The organism is Pseudohalioglobus lutimaris (assembly GCF_002866825.1).
GTDB classification, from domain to species: domain Bacteria; phylum Pseudomonadota; class Gammaproteobacteria; order Pseudomonadales; family Halieaceae; genus Halioglobus; species Halioglobus lutimaris.
On sequence record NZ_PKUS01000002.1, the window covers coordinates 503101 to 524803 of the forward strand.

Here is a 21703-nt window from a genome sequence, read left to right on the forward strand (position 1 = left end):
TTGGCACAGCACACTGTGGTGTTCCAGTCGCCTGGCTGCGCTGGACAGGTTTCGGCGCCCGGCCCATACTCGGTGTTCACCAAACAGGGGCGGAAATTTGTCAAAGCGTTGCACATGGTGTGGGGATAACCCTCTCTACGTCAGTTACCACGATGAAGAGTGGGGAGTACCGGTGCGCGACGATCAGACGCTGTTTGAGTTTATCACTCTCGAAGGCGCGCAGGCCGGGCTCTCCTGGATCACCGTGCTCAAGAAACGGGAAGCGTACCGCAAGGCATTCGACGGTTTTGACGCCCGGAAGATAGCCCGCTATAGCGACAAAAAGCTGGATAAACTGCTACTGAACCCCGGCATCATCCGCAACCGGCTGAAAGTATATGGGGCTCGTAAGAACGCGCGGGCCTTTCTGGAAGTCCAGGCCGACAAGGGCAGCTTCGCTGACTACATCTGGGATTTCGTGGATGGGGTGCCGATACAGAACCGGTGGAAGAGCATGGCAGAGGTGCCCGCCACCACCCCTATCTCTGACGCACTGAGCAAGGACCTGAAGCGGCGCGGCTTCACCTTTGTAGGATCCACCATAATGTACGCGCACATGCAGGCCACCGGCATGGTCAATGATCATACCGTCGACTGTTTCCGCCACAGGGAATGCAGGGCCATGGCCGATAAAACATGACCTCCCTTACTTCGACCAGCCGCCGGGTCTGGCAGCTGGCATGGCCCACGATTATCTCCAACCTGCTGTTTGCCACCGTGGGCTTCATGCACATCAAGATTGTCTCCGGTCTGGGCAATTCCGCCGTGGCCGCAGTAACCAGCGGCCATCGAATTTTCTTCCTGATCCAGGCTGTGCTCATGGGCGTCTCTGTCGCCACCACAGCGATGGTCGCACGTAGCTGGGGAGCGCAACGCATCGCGGAGGCAGAACTGGTCACCTGGACATCCCTGGCTCTGGGTATGGCGGTAGCCGCTACCCTGTCGTTACCCACGCTTTTGTTCCCTGAAACCGTCGCGGGACTGTTCGGTCTGGACGCCGAAACCACCCATCAGGCTGCGCAGTTCGTGTTCTGGCTGGGCCTGTTCAATGTGTTCACGGCCATAAATATGGTTTTGTCCACTGCCTTACGTGCCACCGGGGACGTGATCACCCCGCTCTGGTTCCTGTTGCTCAGCTCCACATTCAATGTCTCGTTTGGCTATATGCTTGCTCACGGCGTGGCGGGCCTCCCCGCCCTGGGTGTCTCGGGCGTTGGCCTGGGCGGCGGCTTCGCCGGTGCGATGGTCTCATGCCTGTTCGCCTACATCTGGTGGCGTGGCAAGTTCAAGCTGCAGGCACTGAAACGGCTCACCCTGGACCGCCCCACCCTGCGCCAGTTAGTCACCATCGGCGCGCCTTCAGTCCTGGAGCAAGGCATTATTCAGGTCGCCTTTATCGCCTTCTTTTCCATCGTCGGGCAATACGGCACGGCTGCGTATGCGTCCTATGGCATCGGCATCAGCCTGGTTTCATTTTCGATCGTGGTGGGATTCGGATTCAGCATTGCGGCCGCCACACTGGTAGGCCAACAGCTTGGCGCCGGCGAGCCGGAAATGGCCAGAGCGGCGGGCTGGCGCGGCATGCGCATGGCAGTTGCAGCCATGACGATGTTTTCCATCTTCCTGGCATCATATGCGAACGAACTTGCCGTGTTCATGATCGATGACCCGGAGACCCAGCACCTCACCGTCATCTTCATTTATCTCATTGCCCTGGCGCAGCCAGTCATGGCAGTTGAGATAACGCTGTCAGGAGCACTGCGCGGAGCGGGCGATACCCGCTACCCGCTGGTAGCGACACTGTGCGGTATTATTTTCGGGAGACTGATCCCGGCATTGATCATCCTGGCGCTGGACTTGTCGATTACCTGGCTATTCGCAGTGATGCTGCTGGACTATGTCATCAAGTCGGCGATGATATTGCGACGTTATCGCTCAGGAAAATGGCTGACATTGCGGATCATGCCGAACAGCAGCTAACGATAACTGATCAGCTTTTCCCCGTGTTCCTGACCAAGCATCTGCAGGAAAGAACAGTCGTTGAAATAAGAGAGGGACACCCGCGTTCCACTGTAAAAAAGCTGCGTGACCGAGCAGTTAAAAATTGGCTCGTAAAAGCGATAAGTTTGCGCGCCATTCAGCCCGAGCACCTGGGCGACGATCGTCGCGATAGTGCCCCCGGAGGTAAAGATTCCGACGGTCTTTCCGCCACCCTCGCTGCGCATCACCTCAAGCAGGGCGTCACTGGCCAGCGCGGAATACTCCTCCCAGCTCTGGATACCGTACTCACTGCAATCGTGACTGACCCAATGGTTGAAAACCGCCTCGATCACCTTCTGGTAGTCTTTGCTACTACTGAGTCCACGCTGCAGCAGTGCGTCAATCGCCGGGTCCTTGCTGGCAACCACGGGGGCAAGACGCTTTACCTGTTCGTCGTTGCGAATTTCATTGAAACGCACATCCACGGTATGGGGTATGCCGCCGCCCAGCTCAGCACAAACCCGTTCGCAGGTTTCGCGCTGGCGCGAGAGGTCGCCGCTGTACGCTGCATCCAGATCAACGCCGGCCCGCGCCAGGTACTGGCCGGTCCGCTGCGCCTGCAATTGCCCAAGGGGGGAAAGCTGGTCGTAGTTAGCCGCGCCAAAAGACGCCTGCCCGTGACGAATCAGGTATATCGTGGCCATCAGGCATGCTCCGCACGATCGAAACTCAGCTTGCGACGGTAGGGGTAAAAGCTTTCCACGTAGCCGCTGCGAATCTGTTCCTGCAGGCCCTGCCAGAAAGACGCCTCATAGAGGTCGCTGTGGATTTCGTCGAAGACCTCGCGAGCGCGCTGGTTACCGGAGAAGAACAGGCGAAACTCTTCCGGAAAAATATCGTTGGGACCAACGGTATACCACGGTTTGCTGGACATCTCTTCGGCCTCTGTACGCGGCTCCGGTATCTTGCGAAAGTTACACTCCGTCAATGGTTGAATCTCATCGTAGTCGTAGAACACCACACGGCCGTGACGGGTTACACCGAAGTTCTTCAACAGCATGTCGCCGGGGAAAATATTGGCAGCAGCGAGCTGCTTGATCGCATTCCCGTACTCGTCCATCACATCCCTGACCTGCTCGTCCGTCGCATCCTGCAGATACAGGTTAAGCGGAGTCATGCGTCGCTCCACGTAAACGTGCTTGATGACCAGCACTTTGCCGTGCTCTTCAATCATGGAGGGTGCAACCTTATACAGTTCCTCCATTAACTCGTCAGAAAAGCGCTCACGGGCAAAAGCGAGATTGGCAAATTCCTGGGTGTCGGCCATGCGGCCGGCGCGGTCCCAGCGTTTCACCAGCGCATACTTGTCCTTGACCTGTTGTCGCGTCATCTCCTTGGGTGGCGTGAACCGGTCCTTGATGATCTTGAACACAAAGTCGTAGGACGGCATGGTGAATACGCACATCACCATGCCTTTGATTCCTGGGGCGATCATGAACTTGTCTTTTGTGCTGGCCATGTGACGGTAAGCACAGCGGTGGTAGTAGGTCTTGCCGTGTTTGTTGTAACCCATCGCACTGTAGATCTCGGAGATGGGCTTGGCGGGCATTAACTGCTGCAGGAACAATACGTAGGCAGACGGAATGCTCGCATCGACAAAAAAGTAGGACCGCGTAAAACTGAAGACCACGCTGATCTTGTCGGAGCCAAACAGCACCGTGTCTACGTAAACCGCGCCTTCCTCGTTGTGTAACACGGGCAGCACAAACGGCATGGAATCTTCACCATTGACGATACGGCCAACGATGTAGGCGCCCTTGTTGCGGAAAAAGTGATGCTCAAGCACCTGAAACTGCACTTCATCGCCATCCAGCGTAAAGTGCAAACGCAGGTAACTGTCCACCACCTGCATGATATTGCGTACGTCGCGGCCGAGGTCCTCATAGGGAATATCGAAGGAATAGTCAGTGAGGATCGCTTCCCACACTGTATCCAGCGAGTCCTCTACCTGATAGGTGCGATACACGGAACTGACATCCGCCGGTGGCATATCACCATGCGGTGAAAACACAAAGGCGTAGTCATTGCGAATCATGCGGTGTTCGAACACGGCGCAGAAAACCGAGTTGAAAAACGTTTCGGCAATCTCGAAGTTGTTGTGGCCCTCGATCATGTCCGCATAGATATCGCGTACCTCCTTCCAGAACTCATAGTCCTTGAGGTATTCGCCGGCGATCAGCTCAACGTACTGAATGATCTCGGCGGTTTTTTCCTTACGCAGGTCAATACGGCGGGTGGCCGACTCTTGCATACCCCGCCAATCGGCATTTTCAAAGCGCGTCTTGGCGGCAAGGGTAATATTCTGGAACTCGCAGAAGAACGCCTCAAACCCATTGAGGATGGTCCTGGCGAAACGTTCCTTACGTTCCAGACCCTGGATATTTTTACTCATCATATTGCCGGGTTGCCTGTGGCCCGGCGCAGTTTACGCATGCCGCTCAGCCAGCGGTCATAATCCTCGGCCTTGCGCTCGCGGTAGGCCTGCACCTCCTTATGCGGCAGGACCAGGAAACGCCGTTCCGCCAGCGCGGTAATCACTTCCTCGGCAACGTCTTCCGGGGTCAGCACACCGTCGACACCGGCTGTGCCGCCGTCCCCGGTATCGCCGATCATCCGCGTGGCAACCGCCTGCGGACAGAGCACGGACACACCTATGCCATCATCTCCATGGGTGATCGCCAATGCCTCGGCAAAACCCACCGCCGCGTGTTTGGTGGTGGAATAGGCGGCGTCGCCGATCGGGTTGAGGAGGCCCGCTGCTGAGGCGGTATTGAGGAAGTAGCCGTCACTGCGCGCCAGCATGGCGGGCAGGCAGGCGCGCGCCGCGTACACATGGGACATCACGTGAATATCCCACATTGCCTGCCAGGTTTCGTTAGGGGCAGACGTCGCCCACCACGGCTCGCCGTCCAGCGCGATAATGCCCGCGTTACTGCAAAACAGGTCTATCTGGCCGTGGTCTGCTTCAACCTGTGCCACCATGGCGGCTATCGCCGCCTCTTCGCGCACGTCGACGCCGTATGCGTCGCCATCCAACGTTTGTGCCACGGTACGGGCGTTGTCCTCTTCGAGGTCAACAACCACCACTTTGCGGGCACCGGCGGCATGAAATCGCTCGCACAGTGCACGCCCTATGCCGTTGGCGCCGCCGGTAACAACCACTACCTTACCGGCTACATCCATCAGAGCATTTCCTCGGCGAAGAGCTCCAGTACTTCCGGATCATGAACGCCCAGCAGCATGGTGGTGACGTGACCTTTTTCGCCGGCTTCCTTCCAGGCGCCAAGACGATCACGGATGCGGTCCTTGGAGCCTACCAGGGCAACCTCGTCAATCAGCTCGCGCGGCACCTCGGCACAGGCTTCAGCCTGCTTACCAGACAAGTACAGATCCTGAATCTTGTCGGCCGCCTCGCCGTAGCCCAGGCGTGTGGCGTAATCATGGTAGAAGTTTTTGCCCTTGGCACCCATGCCGCCGATGTACAGGCCCAACCACGGGCGCAGCGAATCAAAAGCGGCATCAAGGTCGTCATCCATCGCCACAGACACAAAGGGCGCAATATTGAAGTCGCTCAATCCCTTGCCACCCCCTGCCTTGGCAAAGCCCTTTTCAATATGCTCGCCAATGATCCCGTACTTGTTGGGATCCATCCATACCGGGAACACACCGTCGGCCACCTCACCGGCACACCGCAGGCCGGCGGGCGTGATGGAGGCAGTATAAATTGGAATATTGGGGTTGGCGTCGAGAATGGACTTCAGCGGCTTGCCCAGTCCCGTGGTGCCCTCGCCCTTGTTGGGCAAATGGTACATATTGCCATCGAACTCCACGGGGCCTTCACGCTCCATGATCGCACGCATGATCTTGATGTATTCCCGGGTGCGGGTAACGGGCTTGCCGTAGGGCACGCCGTGCCAACCCTCGACCACCTGCGGGCCGGAAGCACCCAGACCAACAATGAAGCGCCCGCCGGAGAGCTGGTCCAGTGACATGGCGGTCATCGCTGCCATCGCCGGGGTACGTGCCGGCATCTGCATGATCGCGGTACCTACCTTGATCTTTTCGGTCTGCGCCAGCACCCAGCTGGCCGAGGTGACCGCATCGTTACCATAGGCCTCAGCGGTCCATACGGAATCGTATCCCAGTGACTCGGCATGTCGAATCAGGTCCATGGGGATTTGAATTTGCTTGCCGGAATAGCCCAGCAGAATACCCAGTTTCATTTATCACTTCTCCTCAAAAGGCGACACCCTTCCGCAGTGCGAAAGGGCGCTCGCAAGGGGTCTGTCAGTTATAGCGCAGAGCGTTGAATTGTGCCTGATGATAGTCGCCATTACCAAAGGTAGTGTTGATCATCATCAGCCGCTTGGCGTAGTGGCCGATGTCCAGCTCGTCGGTAATGCCCATGCCGCCGTGAAGCTGAATGGCCTCACCGAAGATGTGCTTGCCTGCCTTGTCCAGCAACACACGCAAAGCGTGAATAGCCTGCGCCTCGTCTTCCTGATCATCGGTGAGTGCGCACACCGCTCTATACAGCAGGGACTTGGCCTGTTCGTAGCTGATGAAGGTATCCACCATCCGGTGCTGCAGCGCCTGGAAACTGCTGATGGCAACACCGAATTGCTCGCGGGTCCTGGTGTACTCCACCGTCTTGGCGTTGAGCTGCTGCATAATACCCAGGGCTTCTGCGGACAGCGCCAGGTTGGCCTCCATCACGACCTGGTCAATCAATGAGTAGCCAGCGTTCAGCTCTCCCACCAGGTTGCCGGCGGGAACCTTGACGTTCTTGAGCACCACATTGGCCACGCGCTGGCCGTCCATCATGCGGTAATCAATGCGCTCCAGGCCGGCGGCATCGGCAGGCACCAGGAAAAGGCTGATACCCTGCTCGTCGCTCTGCTCGCCGCTGGTGCGCGCGGAAACAATGAACTGGTCTGCGTTGGCACCGTTCAACACCACCACTTTCTCGCCATTGAGCACGAAGCCGTCATCGCTGGCGGTCGCACTGGTCTTCACATCGGCAAGCTCATAGCGACCCTGGCGCTCAAGGTAAGCGAAAGCCCCCAGGCTACTGCCATCAATAATGGAGGGGATCTGCGCCGCCTGTAGCTCGGCACTGCCACCTTTCTGCAGCAGACCGCCGTAGAGCAACACGGTAGCCAGGTAGGGCTCAAGCACCAGGCCCTTGCCCAGCTCTTCCATCACCACCATCACGTCCACAGCGTTGCCGCCAAAGCCGCCATGCTCCTCGGCAAAGGGGATGGACAGCCAGCCCAGCTCGGCAAAGGTCTGCCAGCGCGCGCGGTCCATGCCCTCTTCTGAATTGGCGATGGCGACACGCGTTTCCCAGTCGTAATCGTCCTGTACATAGCGCGCCACGCTGTCGCGAAGCATTACCTGCTCTTCTGTAAAATCAAAATTCATGTTCTATCTCCGCGTGTTACAGGCCCAGAACGGCCTTGGCGATAATATTTTTCTGCACCTCGTTGGATCCACCGTAAATGGTGGAGGCACGACCATACATGTAGCTCTTGAATGCCTTGGTACCAAAGCCGTGCCCCAGCACCTCTGGATCCGGGCCACCCGGAAGCACGCCCTGGTAGTGCGCAGCGACATCCATCATCAACTCCTGCACCGCCTGCTGCATTTCTGTACCGCGAATCTTGAGCAGGGATGACTCCGCCCCCGGCGCACCACCGGCCGCAACCGAGGCAAGGACGCGCAACTCGGTGAATTCCAGCGCCATCAGGTCTATCTCAATATCCGACAGGCGCTTCTGGAACAAGGGGTCATCAATCAGTCGCTTACCCGCGTTCACTTCCTCTCTGGCAAAGCCTTTGATCAACTCCAACCCGCGCTTGGAATCGGCAACACCGGCAATTGCTGTGCGCTCGTGGGCAAGTAGCGCCTTGGCGTAGGTCCAGCCCTGGTTCTCCTCACCAATGCGATTGGCGACCGGCACCCGCACGTCGTTGAATTCCACCTCATTGAGACTGTGGTGCGCGTCGATGGAGACAATAGGGTTAATCTTGATCCCGGGGCTCTTCATGTCGATCAGCAGGAAGCTGATTCCAGCCTGCTTCTTGCCTTCTGTGCTGGTGCGGACCAGGCAGAAAATCCAGTCAGCGAACTGCGCATAGCTGGTCCAGATCTTGGCGCCCGTAACCACGTATTCGTCGCCCTCGCGCACCGCACGGGTTTTCAGTGACGCCAGGTCAGAACCGGCGCCGGGCTCAGAATAGCCCTGGCACCACCACTCATCGCTGGAAAGGATGGGGGGCAGGAAACGCTCTTTCTGCTCGTCTGTGCCGAAGGTATAGATGACCGGCCCGACCATTTTCAGTCCGAAGGGTATGACGTCGCGGATACCCCGGCTGGCGCGCTCGCTCTCATAGATAAAAGCCTTGGTGTCATCCCAGCCGGTGCCGCCATACTCTTTGGGCCAGCCGGGGGCGATCCAGCCACGCTCGTTCAGGCGCTTCTGCCACTCAACAATCGCCGGCTGGAAAATAGCCGGGTCGGGGTTATTCAGGCGGGCGTCGAGCTCGTCATCGTAGGCTGAATCAAAGAACTCGATGACTTCCTCGCGGAAGGCGATATCTTCCGGTGCAAATGCGGTATCCACTGCGCTTACTCCTTGGCTGTTGGACTACTTAAGTTACGGCAAAGCCGCAAATTTGGGTCAGTTACCCTAGCCCCAGCCGCCCGGCGGCACAATGTTGACAGCGATCACGAAAATTGACCGCAGCGCACTCTAGCTGTCGGTGCCGGTGTCGTCGTTGGTCTGCTCTCGCAGGTAGCGGATATTGTGTTCGAGACGCATCCGCACCTGGTAGTCGCTGACCCCCTGCGCGAGCCCCTCTTCCAGCAGGTCTGCGGCGAACCCGTGCCGGCCACGTTTTACTGCCAGATTGGCCAGGTTATTGAGCACATTCAGGGTCCGGTAGCCGGCTTGATACAACGCCAGATAGTCCTCGTAGGCCTGGTCCAGCTCGCCCTGCCGGTACCGCGCCTCGGCGATGAACTCACGGTTTTCGTTCACCTTGTGACCCAGATCTACCGCGCGCTGCAGGTAGCGTATCGCCCGGGGCAGGTCATCGGCGTAATACAGGCAGATACTGCCAGCCGCAGTCCACAGGCGACCGTCGGTTTCGTTCTCCAGGTCCTGCTCGATAATACGCAGGTAATTGAGCTGGCGCTGGGCCTGCTTCTTGGTGGGGTCCTCATCCATATGGTGATGGATGGGAATGTCGAGATGCCGAAAGCGACCCGCCGGCAGGGTCTTATCGATAACCTCGTGAACGCGCCCCTGGTAGCGGATGCTATCGCGGTTGCGAAACAGCCTGGCGATGGGGTTGCGACGGTAACCGCTGTAATGACGGGAATAGGCGGTCTTGCCTGCCAGCGGCACCCAGTTCTTGTCCAGGGGCTCAACACTGTAATTGTACTGGCAGAGGAAGTAGGCGTCGTTTGCCGCGTCTTTGATCTGCTCGCGCAAGGCCTGCCAGTCTTCGGGGGCAATAACCTCATCGGCGTCCAGCACGATGATCCAGTCGCCACTGGCCTGGTCCAGTGAATAATTGCGCGCATCGGCGAAGTGATCCTGCCAGGCGAAGTCATATACCTTGTCGGTAAACTCCCCGGCGATTGCCCGGGTATCGTCCTCGGAGCCGGTATCGACAACGACAATTTCGTCTACATAGGGCGCGGCCTGACGCAAACAATCACGGAGGAAGAAGGATTCGTTCTTCACGATCATGCACAGCGAGAGGGTGCAGGGCGCGGTGTCCAGGGGAATTACCCGTTGCCGCTCAGTAAAGCAGGCTGTAAAGCCTGCGCTGGTATTCCGCAGCCAGGGGGTCGCCTTTGCCCAGGCTGGCGATGGTGTCGAGCAATGACTTTTTGGTCGCGCCGTCAGCGTGGTCCAGGTCCTTTTGCAGAATCGTCACCAGGTGCTCCATGGCCTCCTTGAACTGACCGGCGTTGGTGAACTGCACGGCCAACTGGTGGCGCACATCCAGATCGTCCGGATTGGCTGCCAGCTTCTGCTCCAGGGCGTCGATTTCCGGCGACTTGGCCGCCTCGCGTTTGATTTCCAGCTGCGCTTTCAATTGTTCAAAGGCCGCATCCTGGTCCGCCATGCGCACGCCGTCCAGCAGGGTCTGTGCTTCGTCGAGGCGCAGGCACTCGATCAGGGCGTGGACATACATCACGGTGATCTCGTACAGCTGCCCGGACTCATCCCAGGCCTGGCGCAGAGGCGTCAGGGCGCGGGCGAAGTCACCCTCGTCGATGGCTTCCTGGGCCAGCTGCAGCAGCCCGTCCCAGGGCTTGGGCAGGTATTTGCCCAGTAATTCACGTACCGCATTCTCCGGCTGGGCGCCGGCGAAGCCATCCACCGGCTGGCCATCCTGAATCACCATGACCGTGGGCAGGCTGCGCACGCCGAACTGCTGGGCGATCCCGCCCTGCTCGTCCGCGTTGACCTTGGCCAGCAGAAAGGCGCCGTTATATTCTGTGGCGATCTTTTCCAGCATGGGCATCAGCACCTTGCAGGGCTCACACCAGTCCGCCCAGAAGTCCACCACAACCGGGCGCTTGTGGGATTCGTCGATCAACAACGCCGCGGCGTTGGTTTCATCGATATTGACGATATGCTCGCTCAACTGTCGCTCCTTCTCTGCTACCTTGTTCTTGCCAAGAGGCCTTCTCTTGTCGCTATCACCGGCACTTTACTGGCCAGCATCGCCTCCCCGTCTTCACGGGGAGAACGGAATCATTTCAATCCCAGTACATCCTGCATATCGTACAGGCCCGCATCCGCGGACTTCAACCAGCCGGCGGCGCGCACGGCACCGCGGGCAAATGACATACGGCTGGAGGCCTTGTGAGTAATCTCCACACGCTCTCCGTCAGCGGCGAAGGTCACTGTGTGATCGCCAACGATATCGCCGGCACGCACCGTGGCAAAGCCGATGGTCTCCCGGTCGCGGGCGCCGGTCTGGCCTTCCCTGCCGTACACCGCAACCTTGTCCAGGTCACGTCCCAGCGCGTCGGCAACCACCTGCCCCATGCTGAGCGCAGTGCCGGAGGGTGCATCGATCTTGTGGCGATGATGTGCCTCGTAGACTTCGATGTCCACGTCGTCACCCAACACCCTTGCCGCCATATCCAGCAGCTTGAAGCACAGGTTCACCCCGGTGCTGAAGTTGGATGCCTTGCACATCGGTATCTGCGCTGCAGCGGCATCGAGCACTGCCTGCTGCGGGGCGGTAAAGCCGGTGGTCCCGATAACAATGGCCACTCCATGCTCTACACAGGTCTGCACGTTGGCGGTGGTTGCATCGGGAACCGTGAAGTCAATCAGTACATCGATATCAGCTATCACCTCCTCCAGCGCACCAACAACGGGAACGCCGTTGCGGCCCTGCCCGGCCAGTTCGCCAGAGTCGGCACCGACCAGGCTGCTCTCGGGCCGTTCGATAGCGGCGGCAAGAGTGAGGTCGCCAGCAGCAAGCGCAATCGCCTCGATCAGTGTTTTACCCATGCGTCCGGCGGCGCCGGTGATGCCTACTCGTGTCGTCATGATGTCATATCGTCAAAGAAATTCTTCACCCCTTCGAACCAGCTGTGCTGGCGAGGGGACTGGCGTTTACCGTCCTTGCCCAGGGTCTCGGCCAACTCTTCCAGCAACTCTTTCTGTCGCTTGTTCAGGTTGACGGGGGTTTCCACCACCGCCCGACAGAGCAGGTCGCCCACGCTGCCACCGCGCACCGGCTTTACACCCTTGCCGCGCAGGCGGAAGAGCTTTCCGGTTTGCGTTTCCGCGGGAATTTTCAATTTCACCCGCCCGTCCAGGGTCGGCACTTCCAATTCACCGCCAAGCGCAGCATCGACAAAGGTGATCGGCACTTCGCAGTACAGGTTTTTGCCATCGCGTTCGAAAATGGGGTGTTGCTTGACGGACATCTGTACGAACAGGTCACCGGCCGGACCACCGTGCGGGCCAGCCTCACCCTCGCCGGACAGGCGAATACGGTCACCGGTGTCCACACCGGGGGGAACCTTCACCGAAAGTGTGCGGGTTTTTTCCACGCGACCCTGGCCGTGGCAGGTATTACAGGGGTCGGAAATCGTCTGGCCCTGGCCGCGACAGGCGGGACAGGTCTGCTGCACCTGGAACAGGCCCTGCTGCATCCGCACCTGGCCCACACCGCCGCAGGTGGTGCAGGTCTCGGGGCTGGAACCTTTCTTGGCACCGGAACCGTCGCAGGTTTCGCAGTTGGACAGGCTGGGGACACGAATCTCGACCGTTGTGCCCTTGACGGCATTTTCCAGGGAGATGTCCAGGGTATAGCGCAGGTCAGAGCCGCGCTGCGGACCGCCGCGGCCTCCGCGGCCACCACCGCCGCCGAAGATGTCGCCGAACACGTCACCAAAGATGTCGCTGAAGCTGCCGCCGCCAAAGCCGCCGGCACCGCCGCCCATATTCGGGTCTACACCAGCGTGACCGAACTGGTCGTAGGCCTGGCGTTTCTCTCTGTCCATGAGGACATCGTATGCTTCGGTCGCGTCCTTGAACTTCTCTTCGGCCTTTGGGTCGTCCGGGTTGCGGTCGGGATGGTATTTCATCGCCTCGCGGCGATAGGCCTTCTTGATGTCTTTCTCGTCGGCACTTTTACCGACCCCGAGAATTTCGTAATAGTCGCGTTTTGACATAGCTGTTCGGTGCTTTTTTTTTCGTCTCTAGAAACCGTTAAACCCGCGAAGGTGAGAACCCAGTGCCGAGGCTGCTGGATTCCCGCCTACGCGGGAATGACGAGGTTTTTATCCCCGCGTTAGCGCATCGTCTGGTGACTTTGCGCCCGGCGCGGCGATGACCATGGTGGGCCGAAGCCCAGCATTTTACTTCTTATCGTCTTCCTTGACCTCTTCGAACTCGGCATCGACAGCGTCGTCAGCTGCTCCGCCGGACTCCTGGCCTGCGTCGCCCTCAGCGGCACCCGCCTGAGCCTGTTCAGCCTGGGCAGCGTACATCTTCTGCGCTACCGGACTTGTCGCCTCGGTCAGCTTGGTGGCCGCCGCGTCGATGGTGTCCTTGTCGTCAGCCTTCATCGCTTCTTCTGCTTCAGTGATCGCAGCTTCGATAGCCGCTTTCTCTTCGTCAGAGGCGTGCTCGCCCGCTTCCTCGATGGTTTTCTTGGCAGCGTGGATCAAGCCGTCGCAGGTATTGCGCGCGGTGATCAGCTCCTCGAACTTGGCATCGGCATCGGCGTTGGCCTCGGCATCCGCCACCATCTTTTCGATGTCTTCGTCAGACAGGCCGCCAGAAGCGGTAATGCGGATCGACTGCTCCTTGCCGGTTGCCTTGTCCTGCGCAGAGACATGCAGGATACCGTTGGCGTCCAGGTCGAAGGTCACCTCAATCTGCGGCATGCCGCGCGGTGCCGGGGGAATGTCGGCGAGGTCGAATCGACCCAGCGACTTGTTCTGTCCCGCCTGCTTGCGCTCGCCCTGTACCACGTGAATGGTTACCGCCGTCTGGTTGTCGTCCGCGGTAGAGAAGGTCTGCGACTTCTTGGTGGGGATAGTCGTGTTCTTCTCGATCAGCGGTGTGGCCACGCCACCCATGGTCTCGATACCCAGGGTCAGCGGAGTCACGTCCAGCAGCAGTACGTCTTTCACATCACCGGACAATACGGCACCCTGGATAGAAGCACCCATGGCAACGGCTTCGTCGGGGTTCACGTCCTTGCGCGGCTCTTTGCCGAAGTAGTCCGCTACAACTTTTTGTACCATCGGCATGCGAGTCTGACCGCCTACCAGAATCACGTCGTCGATCTCGGAAGGAGACAGGCCAGCGTCTTTCAGTGCCAGTTTCACAGGCTCCATGGAACGCTTGACCAACTCTTCAACCAGTGACTCCAGCTTGGCGCGGCTCAGCTTCACCACCAGGTGCTTGGGGCCGGTCGCATCAGCAGTAATGTAAGGCAGGTTCACCTCGGTCTGCTGTGAGCTGGACAGCTCGATCTTGGCTTTCTCGGCAGCCTCTTTCAGGCGCTGCAGGGCCAGGGGATCGCTGTGCAGGTCGATACCACTCTCTTTCTTGAACTCTTCCGCCAGGTACTCGATCAGGCGCATGTCAAAGTCTTCACCACCAAGGAAGGTGTCACCGTTGGTGGACAACACTTCAAACTGGTGCTCGCCGTCGACTTCGGCAATCTCGATGATGGAGATATCGAAAGTACCGCCACCGAGGTCGTAGACCGCGATAGTGTGATCACCCTTGGCCTTGTCCATGCCATAGGCCAGTGCCGCCGCGGTGGGCTCGTTAATGATGCGCTTTACGTCCAGACCGGCGATCTTGCCCGCGTCCTTGGTCGCCTGGCGCTGGGAGTCGTTGAAGTAGGCGGGAACGGTGATAACAGCCTCGGTAACCGGCTCACCCAGGAATTCCTCGGCGGTCTTCTTCATCTTGCGCAGGACTTCGGCTGACACCTGCGGGGGAGCCATTTTCTCGCCCTTGGCCTCTACCCATGCGTCACCGTTATCGGCTTCGATGATCTTGTAGGGAACCATGCTGATGTCTTTCTGTACCACATCGTCCTTGAACTTACGGCCGATGAGGCGCTTTACCGCGTAAACGGTGTTGTGCGGGTTGGTAACCGCCTGACGCTTGGCGCTCTGGCCAACCAGGATTTCTCCGTCTTCGGTGTAACCGACAACAGAAGGAGTAGTGCGATCACCCTCGGCGTTTTCGATAACGCGAGGCTTGTCGCCGTCCAACACGGATACACAGGAGTTAGTGGTACCCAGGTCGATTCCGATAATCTTGCCCATAATTTGTCTCCAGTTCTCTGGCGCTTCAGGCGCCGTGTCAATTGCGATGTTCTGTATGTGGGGCCGGTTTCGGCCAATTCAAGGCGTTACGCGCCTTTGCTGACCATCACCATGGCCGGACGCACCAGGCGTCCATTCAAGGTGTAGCCCTTCTGCATCACCGCGATCACGGTGTTGGGCTCTACCTCGTTGTTTTCCACCATGCTCATGGCCTGGTGCAGGTTGGGGTCGAAGGGTTCGCCCTGGGGGTCAACCATTTCAATATTCTGCTTGCCCAGCGCGTCGAGGAAGCTCTTCAGGGTCAGTTGCACGCCCTCGGCGATGGGTTTGACCACTTCCTCGCCTCCGGAGGCTGATTCCAGCGCGCGCTCCAGGTTGTCCACCACGGGCAGCAATTCACCAACAAAGCGCTCCAGGGCGAACTTGCGCGCCCGTTCCACATCCTGTTCGGCGCGGCGTTTGACGTTCTGAGCGTCGGCCTGCGCGCGCAGCGCGGTGTCACGGGCCTGCGCCACTTCTTCCTGCAAGCGGGCGATTTCCTCCTCCGGGGACATCTCCGCCCCCTCGGCTGGCGCCTCTCCCGCTACGTCAGCGGCGGTCTCTTCTTCGGGCGTAACTGGATTTTCTTCCTGGATTTCAGCTTCAGGCTGCTTGGGATCATGCTCGGCCACGTCTGCGCTCCATATGGCGTTAAAATTAGAGGTTCACCGGCGATATGGGGACGGATCAGGGGGATTCAAGTGCAACGAAGGGCAATTTACCCGCGCCTGGCAGGGTTTTTACAGCGCAGCCGTGATCACGGCCTGAAAACTACTTGGCGAGGGCGGAGCTGAGCATGCGCGCGGTGACGTCGACGATGGGAATAACCCGGTCATAAGCCATCCGCGTGGGACCAATGACACCCAGCACGCCCAGGGTGTGGGCACCGTCGCTGTACGGGGCGGTCACCACGGAATAGTCACCGAACACCTCGTAGCCGGCCTCTTCACCGATGAATACCTGTACACCCTGGCCCTGGGAGCAGCGCTCCAACAAGTGCAGCAGGTCTTTCTTTTGCTCGAAGGCATCAAACAGCTCACGCAGTTTGAGCATTTCCTCGGCGGTGGCGTTATCCAACAGCCTGGACTCGCCCGCGACCAGGTACTCTTCTTCGGGCGCGTCCTGGTCCAGGGCCTTATTGGCCAGGTCCAGTGCCGCCTGCATGTAACCGTCGATCTGGCTGCGCGCCTCTTCCATCTCATGGAGGATCTGCGCCTGCACGTTCTGCAGCGGATGACCGGCAAAGCGCTGGTTCACCATATTCGCCGCCTCACGCAGCTGCTCCTCGGTAAAAGGCCGCTGAGTGTGAATGATGCGGTTCTGCACCTCGCGCTCGTTGATCACCAGGATAACCAGCACGCGGTCGCCGGACAGGGGCAGGAATTCCACCTGGCGCAGCTGGCCGGCCTCCTGGCGCGGCACCGTCACCAGGCCGGCCTGGGCGGTGATACTGGCCAGCAGGGTCGAGGCGCTCTGCACCAGTTCAGCGGAGGATTTATCCGGGTGAAGCTCGTTGCGCAATACCGACATCGCCTCCTGCTGCAGCGGCTGGACCTGCAACATGGAGTCGACAAACAGGCGGTACCCCATGGCGGTGGGAATACGTCCGGCTGAGGTGTGGGGGGAGATCAGGAAGCCCCGTTCTTCGAGGTCTGACATAACATTGCGCACGGTCGCGGCACTGACCGGCAAGCCAGCCTCTTCCATCAGGGTTCGGGACCCCACCGGCTGCCCATCACGGATGTGCCGCTGTACCAGTGTCTTCAGCAGAATACTGGCCCGTTCCGAAATTGCGTCGCTACTCATATCAGCCTGCTATGTTCTCCTCCATGTTTTATCACAGCGGCGCGCAATCGCAAAACCAGCCACTGCATACAGCAGATGTTTATGCTGCCGCGCTTCTGCGGTATAACAGGCAAAAGCGCCAGGAATCACCATGCTCAGCCATATCACTATCAGCAACTACACCATCGTATCCAACCTGGAGATGGAGTTCGCCCCGGGTATGACCGTGATCACCGGCGAGACCGGTGCCGGCAAGTCCATCATGCTGGACGCGCTGGGCCTGTGCCTGGGCGACCGCGCCGACCCCAGAACCGTGCGCCACGGCTGCGAGCGTGCGGAAATAGCCGCCGCCTTCGACACCAGCGCCATACCCGCCGCCACCGCCTGGCTCAAGGGCCGCGACCTGGACGACGGGGGCGAGTGCATCCTGCGCCGGGTGGTGACAGCAGAGGGCCGCAGCCGCGCCTATATCAATGGCCGCAGCTCCACCCTGCAGGACTGCGCCGAACTGGGCGCGCTGCTCATCGACATTCACAGCCAGCACGCCCACCAGTCACTGCTGCGCCGGGCGGTGCAGCGGCAGATGCTGGACGCCTACGCCGGCCACCAGAAGCTGGCGGCCTCGGTTGAGCAGCTGGCTTCGGACTGGCTGCGCGCGCAGCGCGAGCTGGAACTGCTTGCCGGCAACCAGGACGAACACACCGCCCGCGCGCAGCTCCTGGCCTACCAGGTGGAGGAACTGGACGACCTGGGCCTGCAGGCCGGCGAGCTGGAAGCGCTGGAACAGGAGCAGCAGCAGCTGGAGAATGCCGAGCAGATACTCAGCTCAGCCCACGCCGCGCTGGACCTCTGCGAGGAGCAGGAAAATGGCGCCCGCCAGGCGCTGAAGCTGCTCAGCGAGGACACCCACAGCGGCCCCGTCGCCAGCGGCGCCCGCGAATTGCTGGACAGCGCGGCCATTCAGCTGGGTGAAGCACACAGTGAAATACAGCGCCATATCGACGGCGTGGAGATCAACCCGGAGCGCCTGGGTGAGGTACAGCGGCGGTTGGAGTCCATCTACGATGTGGCGCGCAAGCACCGGGTGATGCCGGAACAGGTCATTGCCACCCACGCACGCCTGCAGGAAGAACTGCAAAGCCTGGCCGGCAGCAGCGAGCGCGTTGGCGAGTTGCAGGCGGAGATGCAGCAGTTACAGGCGCAATACCAGAAGGCCGCCGCGCAACTGGGCAAACAGCGGCAGAAAGCCGGTAAAAAGCTGGTGACCGCCGCGCACAAGGTGCTGGGCACCCTGGCCATGGGCCAGTGCCAGTTGGCGGTGGCACTGAGCCCCCGCGACAACCCCTCACCGCATCCACACGGCCTTGAGGACATAGAGCTGCTGATCAGCACCAATCCCGGCGCCGCGCCGCAGCCGCTGGGCAAGATCGCCTCCGGCGGCGAACTGTCGCGTATCAGCCTGGCGATCCAGGTGGTGACCGCCAGCGCCGGCACCGTGCCCAGCATGGTCTTCGATGAGGTGGACGTTGGTATCGGCGGCGCCGTGGCCGAGGTGGTGGGCAAACTTCTGCGCGACCTGGCCGCCCGCGCCCAGGTACTGTGCGTAACCCACCTGCCGCAGGTAGCGGCGCAGGGTCACCAGCACCTGCAGGTGAGCAAGACCGCAGACAAGAAGTCGGTGGAGACCCGCCTGTGCGCGCTGGACGATGAAGGTAAAGTGGAAGAGATTGCCCGCATGCTGGGCGGGGTGAAGATTACCCGGCAAACCCTGGCGCACGCCCGGGAGATGCTGGCCTGCGACTGATTCCGCCGTCTGCGCCCCACGCCGGCGGAAGCGTTGCAAGCATATACTGAAGCCGGTTTCCCCATACCAGGAGAATGAGCGGGTGACGTGTAAAGCGGCTCAGGACTTCTTGCGCACGTACAACACCAGGGAGTGGTCTACCAACTCGTAGCCCTGTTCTTCGGCGATCTGCCGCTGGCGCTCTTCTATCACCGCGTCGTGAAACTCAACGACCTCGCCTGACTCCATACACACCATATGATCGTGGTGCTCACCCCGGGCCAACTCAAAAACCGAATGGGAAGTGCCTGACCCGTCGCGCCCCGCTTCAAAGTTGTGGCGGGTGACCAGGCCTGCGGCGGCGAACTGCGTCAGCACCCGGTATACAGTGGCCAGGCCCACGTTCTCCCCGGCATCGCGCAGGGCGTCGTAGACCTCTTCCGCGCTGAGGTGTTGCTGCTCAACGCCGGCGGACTCAAGGATTTGCAGGATTTTCACGCGCGGCAGGGTCACTTTCAGACCGGCGCGTCGCAATTCCTGGTTTTCTTCGGCCATTGGCTGGGGGTTCTCTGTGGGATGCAGTAGCGGTATGATGCCACCCCATCAACTGAAGTGGAAGTTTTCCCCCATGCGTATGCTTCTGGTCGCCCTGGCGATTACCTGTATCACCGCCTGCAGCGCCGTCGGTTTTCCCGGCGTTTATCGCATCGACGTGGAACAGGGCAATATTGTTACCCGGGAGATGGTAGACCAGCTGCAGCCCGGCATGAGCAAGCGGCAGGTGCGTTTTATCCTGGGTACACCACTGGTGGAAGACAGTTTCAACCGCGATCGCTGGGACTACCTCTACAACAAACGCAATGGGCTGGAGGTACTGGCCGAGGAGTCTGTCACCGTCCACTTTGAGGGCGACAAGCTGTCCAGCGTGACCGGTGACTACGTGCCCTCTGCCTTCGGTGGCGAGAGCAACACTGCAACGGACGACGTAGAGGAAGCAGCCGTAACCGAGACGGAGCCGGCAGAGAGCTAGTCCTCTTCCTTGCCCTCGCGTCGCGCTTTCGCCCTGGCCGCCCGCGCCTTGCGCACTTCTTTCGGGTCCGCGATCAGCGGGCGATAAATCTCTACCCGGTCACCCTCGCGCAACACCTGTTGCGGTGCCACCGGTTTGGAAAAAATGCCCAGCTTGGCATTGTCCAGGTCAATCTCTTCGTACATGCCGGCAATACCTGACTGCTGCGCCGCTTCCAGGGCGGTAGTGCCCTCGGCTACCTGCACTTCCACTATGCTTTGCTTGTCCGGCAGCGCGAAGGCCACTTCAACGCTGATTGTGTTCTGCTCTGCCATGGCCGTTATCCGTAAAGTTGTCTGGCACGCTTTTCCACCGCCGCCACCAGGTTGGTGGTGACCCCGTCGAACAGTTTAGCTGCCGCCGCGCCCAGCAGGGAATTGTTGACACGAAAACTGAGGTTCAGGCTGACCTTGCAGGCCGCCTCCCCCAGCGGAGTGAACTCCCAACTGCCTTGGAAGCGCTCGAACGGCCCCTCTACCAGTTCCAGGGAGATATGCTGGGCGTCGATCATGCGGTTACGGGTGGAGAAGCTCTTCGATACCCCGCCCCTGGACAGGTTGAGGCGCGCCTCTACCAGGCCCTCCTCGCGTTTGAGGATCTCGGCACCGACGCAGCCGTCCATAAAGCTGGGGTAGGCCTCGATGTCGTTCACCAGGTCGAACATTTGCTGTGCCCGAAACGGCAGCAGCGCACTGCGATTGATACTCGTCATGAAAATACTTGTCTACAGAATGTGCCCCACCAACATCAGAACCAACAGGGCGGGAGGCGCAATATAGCGCAACAGGGCCCTCCAGAGCGAGAAGGAGGCGTTAAGTTCACGTGAGAACTGCGGCCGCAGAACGGCGGGTCTGAGTATCCAGCCTACCAGCAGGGCGGTGAGCAAGGCGACCAGGGGCAGGAGCAGATTGGCGATAAACGCGTCCAGTTGCGTCAGCAGGCTTACCGACCCGGAGAGCTGCGCCTCTGCCACGGAGGCGGACACAGTACGCGCCAGCAGCCACACCACTGCCCCGGCAACCAGGGCGGCAATGGGGCGGCGCAGGCGTAACTGATGCTGCAGCGTGGCCACGGCCGGCTCCAGCATCGCCACTGCCGAACCCAACGCGGCCACGGCGACCAGGCCGAAGAACAGGGCACCGAACAGGTCGCCCTCCGACACGTTGCCAAAGGCGTAAGGCACGCTGATAAACAACAGGCCCGGCCCCACGGCAGGCTCGAGGTTGTTGGCAAAAATCACCGGAAAAATGGCTATGCCCGCCAGCAGCGCGACCATGGTGTCGAACACCGCCACGGCCATGACCGAACGACCCAGGGGTATGCGCTGTGGGGTATAGGCACCGTAGATCATGCCCGCCCCTACTCCCACACCCAGGGTCAGGGCCGCATGACCCATTGCCGCAAGAATAGACTCGCGGTTGAAGTCCACCAGCTTTACCGAGAACAGGAAGTCGCGCGTGGCCTCGAGGTCGCCGTTGTCCAGCGCAAACTTGACCAGGATGCCCAGCACGGCAATCACCACCGGCACCAGCCACCACACCAATATGCCCAGCCCGTTGGAAATGCCCAGGGCCAGCACCACGACCACCACTGCGATAAACAGGCTCTGCCATTGCAACTGCACCGCCGCCTCTGACAGCAGCTCTTCAAAGTGTTCGGCGACCACCGGCACACTCGCGGCGGACAGCTCCCCGGTGGCCATGCTCTGCACGTAGGAAAACACCCAGCCGGCCACAACCGCCTGGTAACCCAGCAGCAACACCCCGGTGAGCACCGCCAGCAGCCCCAGCCACTGCCAGTGCCTGGAACGCAGCGAACGGTCGCAGGCATGGCGGATACTGAGCATGGGACTGGCCCTGCCCCAACTGCCCAGCACCACCTCGGCCGTCAGCAGGGGCACGGCCAGCAGGAACAGGCAAACCACGTAGGACAACATAAAGGCCCCACCACCGTGCTCACCCATCAGCCAGGCAAAGCGCCACAGGCTGCCCAGGCCGAGCGCAGCGCCCGACAGGGCAAGCACAAAAGTGGTGCGACTGCGCCAGCGCGGCATGACCGGCACGGCAGCGCGTATCACCCTGAAATACCTGTAATTATCATGGGCTCAG

General features: G+C 60.1%; 21 protein-coding genes. 4 read left to right on the forward strand and 17 right to left on the reverse strand.

The annotated features are described in order from the left end of the window. Positions 1-97: 97 nt before the first annotated feature. Positions 98-679, forward strand: a complete 582-nt coding sequence (locus C0039_RS04470; RefSeq protein ID WP_076000330.1) for a DNA-3-methyladenine glycosylase I — start codon at positions 98-100, stop codon at positions 677-679. Beyond that, entirely contained in the window at positions 676-2019 is a 1344-nt protein-coding gene (locus C0039_RS04475; RefSeq protein ID WP_101517354.1) for an MATE family efflux transporter, read from the forward strand. The genes C0039_RS04470 and C0039_RS04475 overlap by 4 nt, the downstream gene beginning before the upstream one ends. Here C0039_RS04475 and C0039_RS04480 read toward each other — a convergent pair. The 13 genes from C0039_RS04480 to hrcA form a co-directional block, all read right to left on the reverse strand. Then, on the reverse strand, positions 2016-2723 hold the full coding sequence (locus C0039_RS04480; protein WP_101517355.1) for a histidine phosphatase family protein: 708 nt from the start codon (positions 2721-2723) through the stop codon (positions 2016-2018). The two genes, C0039_RS04475 and C0039_RS04480, sit on opposite strands and share 4 nt — an antisense overlap. After that, positions 2723-4474: a bifunctional isocitrate dehydrogenase kinase/phosphatase gene (gene aceK / locus C0039_RS04485; protein ID WP_243391551.1), complete on the reverse strand. Its 1752-nt coding sequence runs from the start codon at positions 4472-4474 to the stop codon at positions 2723-2725. The genes C0039_RS04480 and aceK overlap by 1 nt, the downstream gene beginning before the upstream one ends. Further along, positions 4471-5262: an SDR family oxidoreductase gene (locus C0039_RS04490; protein WP_101517356.1), complete on the reverse strand. Its 792-nt coding sequence runs from the start codon at positions 5260-5262 to the stop codon at positions 4471-4473. The genes aceK and C0039_RS04490 overlap by 4 nt, the downstream gene beginning before the upstream one ends. Beyond that, positions 5262-6302: an LLM class F420-dependent oxidoreductase gene (locus C0039_RS04495; RefSeq protein ID WP_101517357.1), complete on the reverse strand. Its 1041-nt coding sequence runs from the start codon at positions 6300-6302 to the stop codon at positions 5262-5264. The genes C0039_RS04490 and C0039_RS04495 overlap by 1 nt, the downstream gene beginning before the upstream one ends. A 64-nt stretch (positions 6303-6366) precedes the next feature. After that, positions 6367-7503, reverse strand: a complete 1137-nt coding sequence (locus tag C0039_RS04500; protein ID WP_101517358.1) for an acyl-CoA dehydrogenase family protein — start codon at positions 7501-7503, stop codon at positions 6367-6369. Positions 7504-7519: 16 nt separating this feature from the next. Next, positions 7520-8704, reverse strand: coding sequence for an acyl-CoA dehydrogenase family protein (locus C0039_RS04505; RefSeq protein WP_076000324.1), 1185 nt, complete (start codon positions 8702-8704; stop codon positions 7520-7522). 129 nt (positions 8705-8833) lie between these two features. Next, positions 8834-9838, reverse strand: a complete 1005-nt coding sequence (locus C0039_RS04510) for a glycosyltransferase family 2 protein (protein WP_076000323.1) — start codon at positions 9836-9838, stop codon at positions 8834-8836. 52 nt (positions 9839-9890) lie between these two features. Beyond that, entirely contained in the window at positions 9891-10745 is an 855-nt protein-coding gene (gene trxA, locus C0039_RS04515) for a thioredoxin (RefSeq protein WP_101517359.1), read from the reverse strand. A gap of 110 nt (positions 10746-10855) precedes the next feature. Next, complete coding sequence (gene dapB, locus C0039_RS04520) at positions 10856-11665, reverse strand: 4-hydroxy-tetrahydrodipicolinate reductase (RefSeq protein WP_101517360.1); 810 nt, start codon at positions 11663-11665, stop codon at positions 10856-10858. Next, entirely contained in the window at positions 11662-12798 is a 1137-nt protein-coding gene (gene dnaJ, locus C0039_RS04525) for a molecular chaperone DnaJ (RefSeq protein ID WP_101517361.1), read from the reverse strand. Before dnaJ ends, dapB begins: the two co-directional genes overlap by 4 nt. Positions 12799-12984: 186 nt before the next feature. After that, the gene (dnaK, locus tag C0039_RS04530) at positions 12985-14919 is read right to left on the reverse strand and encodes a molecular chaperone DnaK (RefSeq protein WP_076000319.1); all 1935 of its coding nucleotides are present in this window, start codon (positions 14917-14919) and stop codon (positions 12985-12987) included. Positions 14920-15005: 86 nt separating this feature from the next. Further along, entirely contained in the window at positions 15006-15590 is a 585-nt protein-coding gene (gene grpE / locus C0039_RS04535) for a nucleotide exchange factor GrpE (RefSeq protein WP_076000318.1), read from the reverse strand. A gap of 139 nt (positions 15591-15729) precedes the next feature. Continuing rightward, positions 15730-16764 (reverse strand): heat-inducible transcriptional repressor HrcA, encoded by a 1035-nt coding sequence (gene hrcA / locus C0039_RS04540; RefSeq protein ID WP_076000317.1) that lies wholly within the window; start codon positions 16762-16764, stop codon positions 15730-15732. Between the two features lie 130 nt (positions 16765-16894). Between hrcA and recN the strand changes: the two genes are divergently transcribed. After that, positions 16895-18547 (forward strand): DNA repair protein RecN, encoded by a 1653-nt coding sequence (recN, locus tag C0039_RS04545; RefSeq protein WP_101517362.1) that lies wholly within the window; start codon positions 16895-16897, stop codon positions 18545-18547. Positions 18548-18646: 99 nt separating this feature from the next. On the opposite strand, the gene fur is transcribed toward recN, so the two are convergent. Then, a complete protein-coding gene (fur, locus tag C0039_RS04550) occupies positions 18647-19081 on the reverse strand; it encodes a ferric iron uptake transcriptional regulator (RefSeq protein ID WP_076000315.1) in 435 nt (144 codons plus the stop codon). 73 nt (positions 19082-19154) lie between these two features. Here fur and C0039_RS04555 point away from each other — a divergent pair, with 73 nt between their 5' ends. Beyond that, the gene (locus tag C0039_RS04555) at positions 19155-19556 is read left to right on the forward strand and encodes an outer membrane protein assembly factor BamE (protein ID WP_207796361.1); all 402 of its coding nucleotides are present in this window, start codon (positions 19155-19157) and stop codon (positions 19554-19556) included. On the opposite strand, the gene C0039_RS04560 is transcribed toward C0039_RS04555, so the two are convergent. From C0039_RS04560 to C0039_RS04570, 3 genes are read right to left on the reverse strand one after another with little or no spacing between them, the layout of a single operon-like run. Further along, on the reverse strand, positions 19553-19870 hold the full coding sequence (locus C0039_RS04560; protein ID WP_198171594.1) for an RnfH family protein: 318 nt from the start codon (positions 19868-19870) through the stop codon (positions 19553-19555). The genes C0039_RS04555 and C0039_RS04560 overlap by 4 nt on opposite strands. A gap of 5 nt (positions 19871-19875) precedes the next feature. Continuing rightward, a complete protein-coding gene (locus C0039_RS04565; RefSeq protein ID WP_076000314.1) occupies positions 19876-20307 on the reverse strand; it encodes a type II toxin-antitoxin system RatA family toxin in 432 nt (143 codons plus the stop codon). Positions 20308-20319: 12 nt separating this feature from the next. Beyond that, the gene (locus tag C0039_RS04570; protein ID WP_101517363.1) at positions 20320-21672 is read right to left on the reverse strand and encodes a sodium-dependent transporter; all 1353 of its coding nucleotides are present in this window, start codon (positions 21670-21672) and stop codon (positions 20320-20322) included. Positions 21673-21703 lie beyond the last annotated feature (31 nt).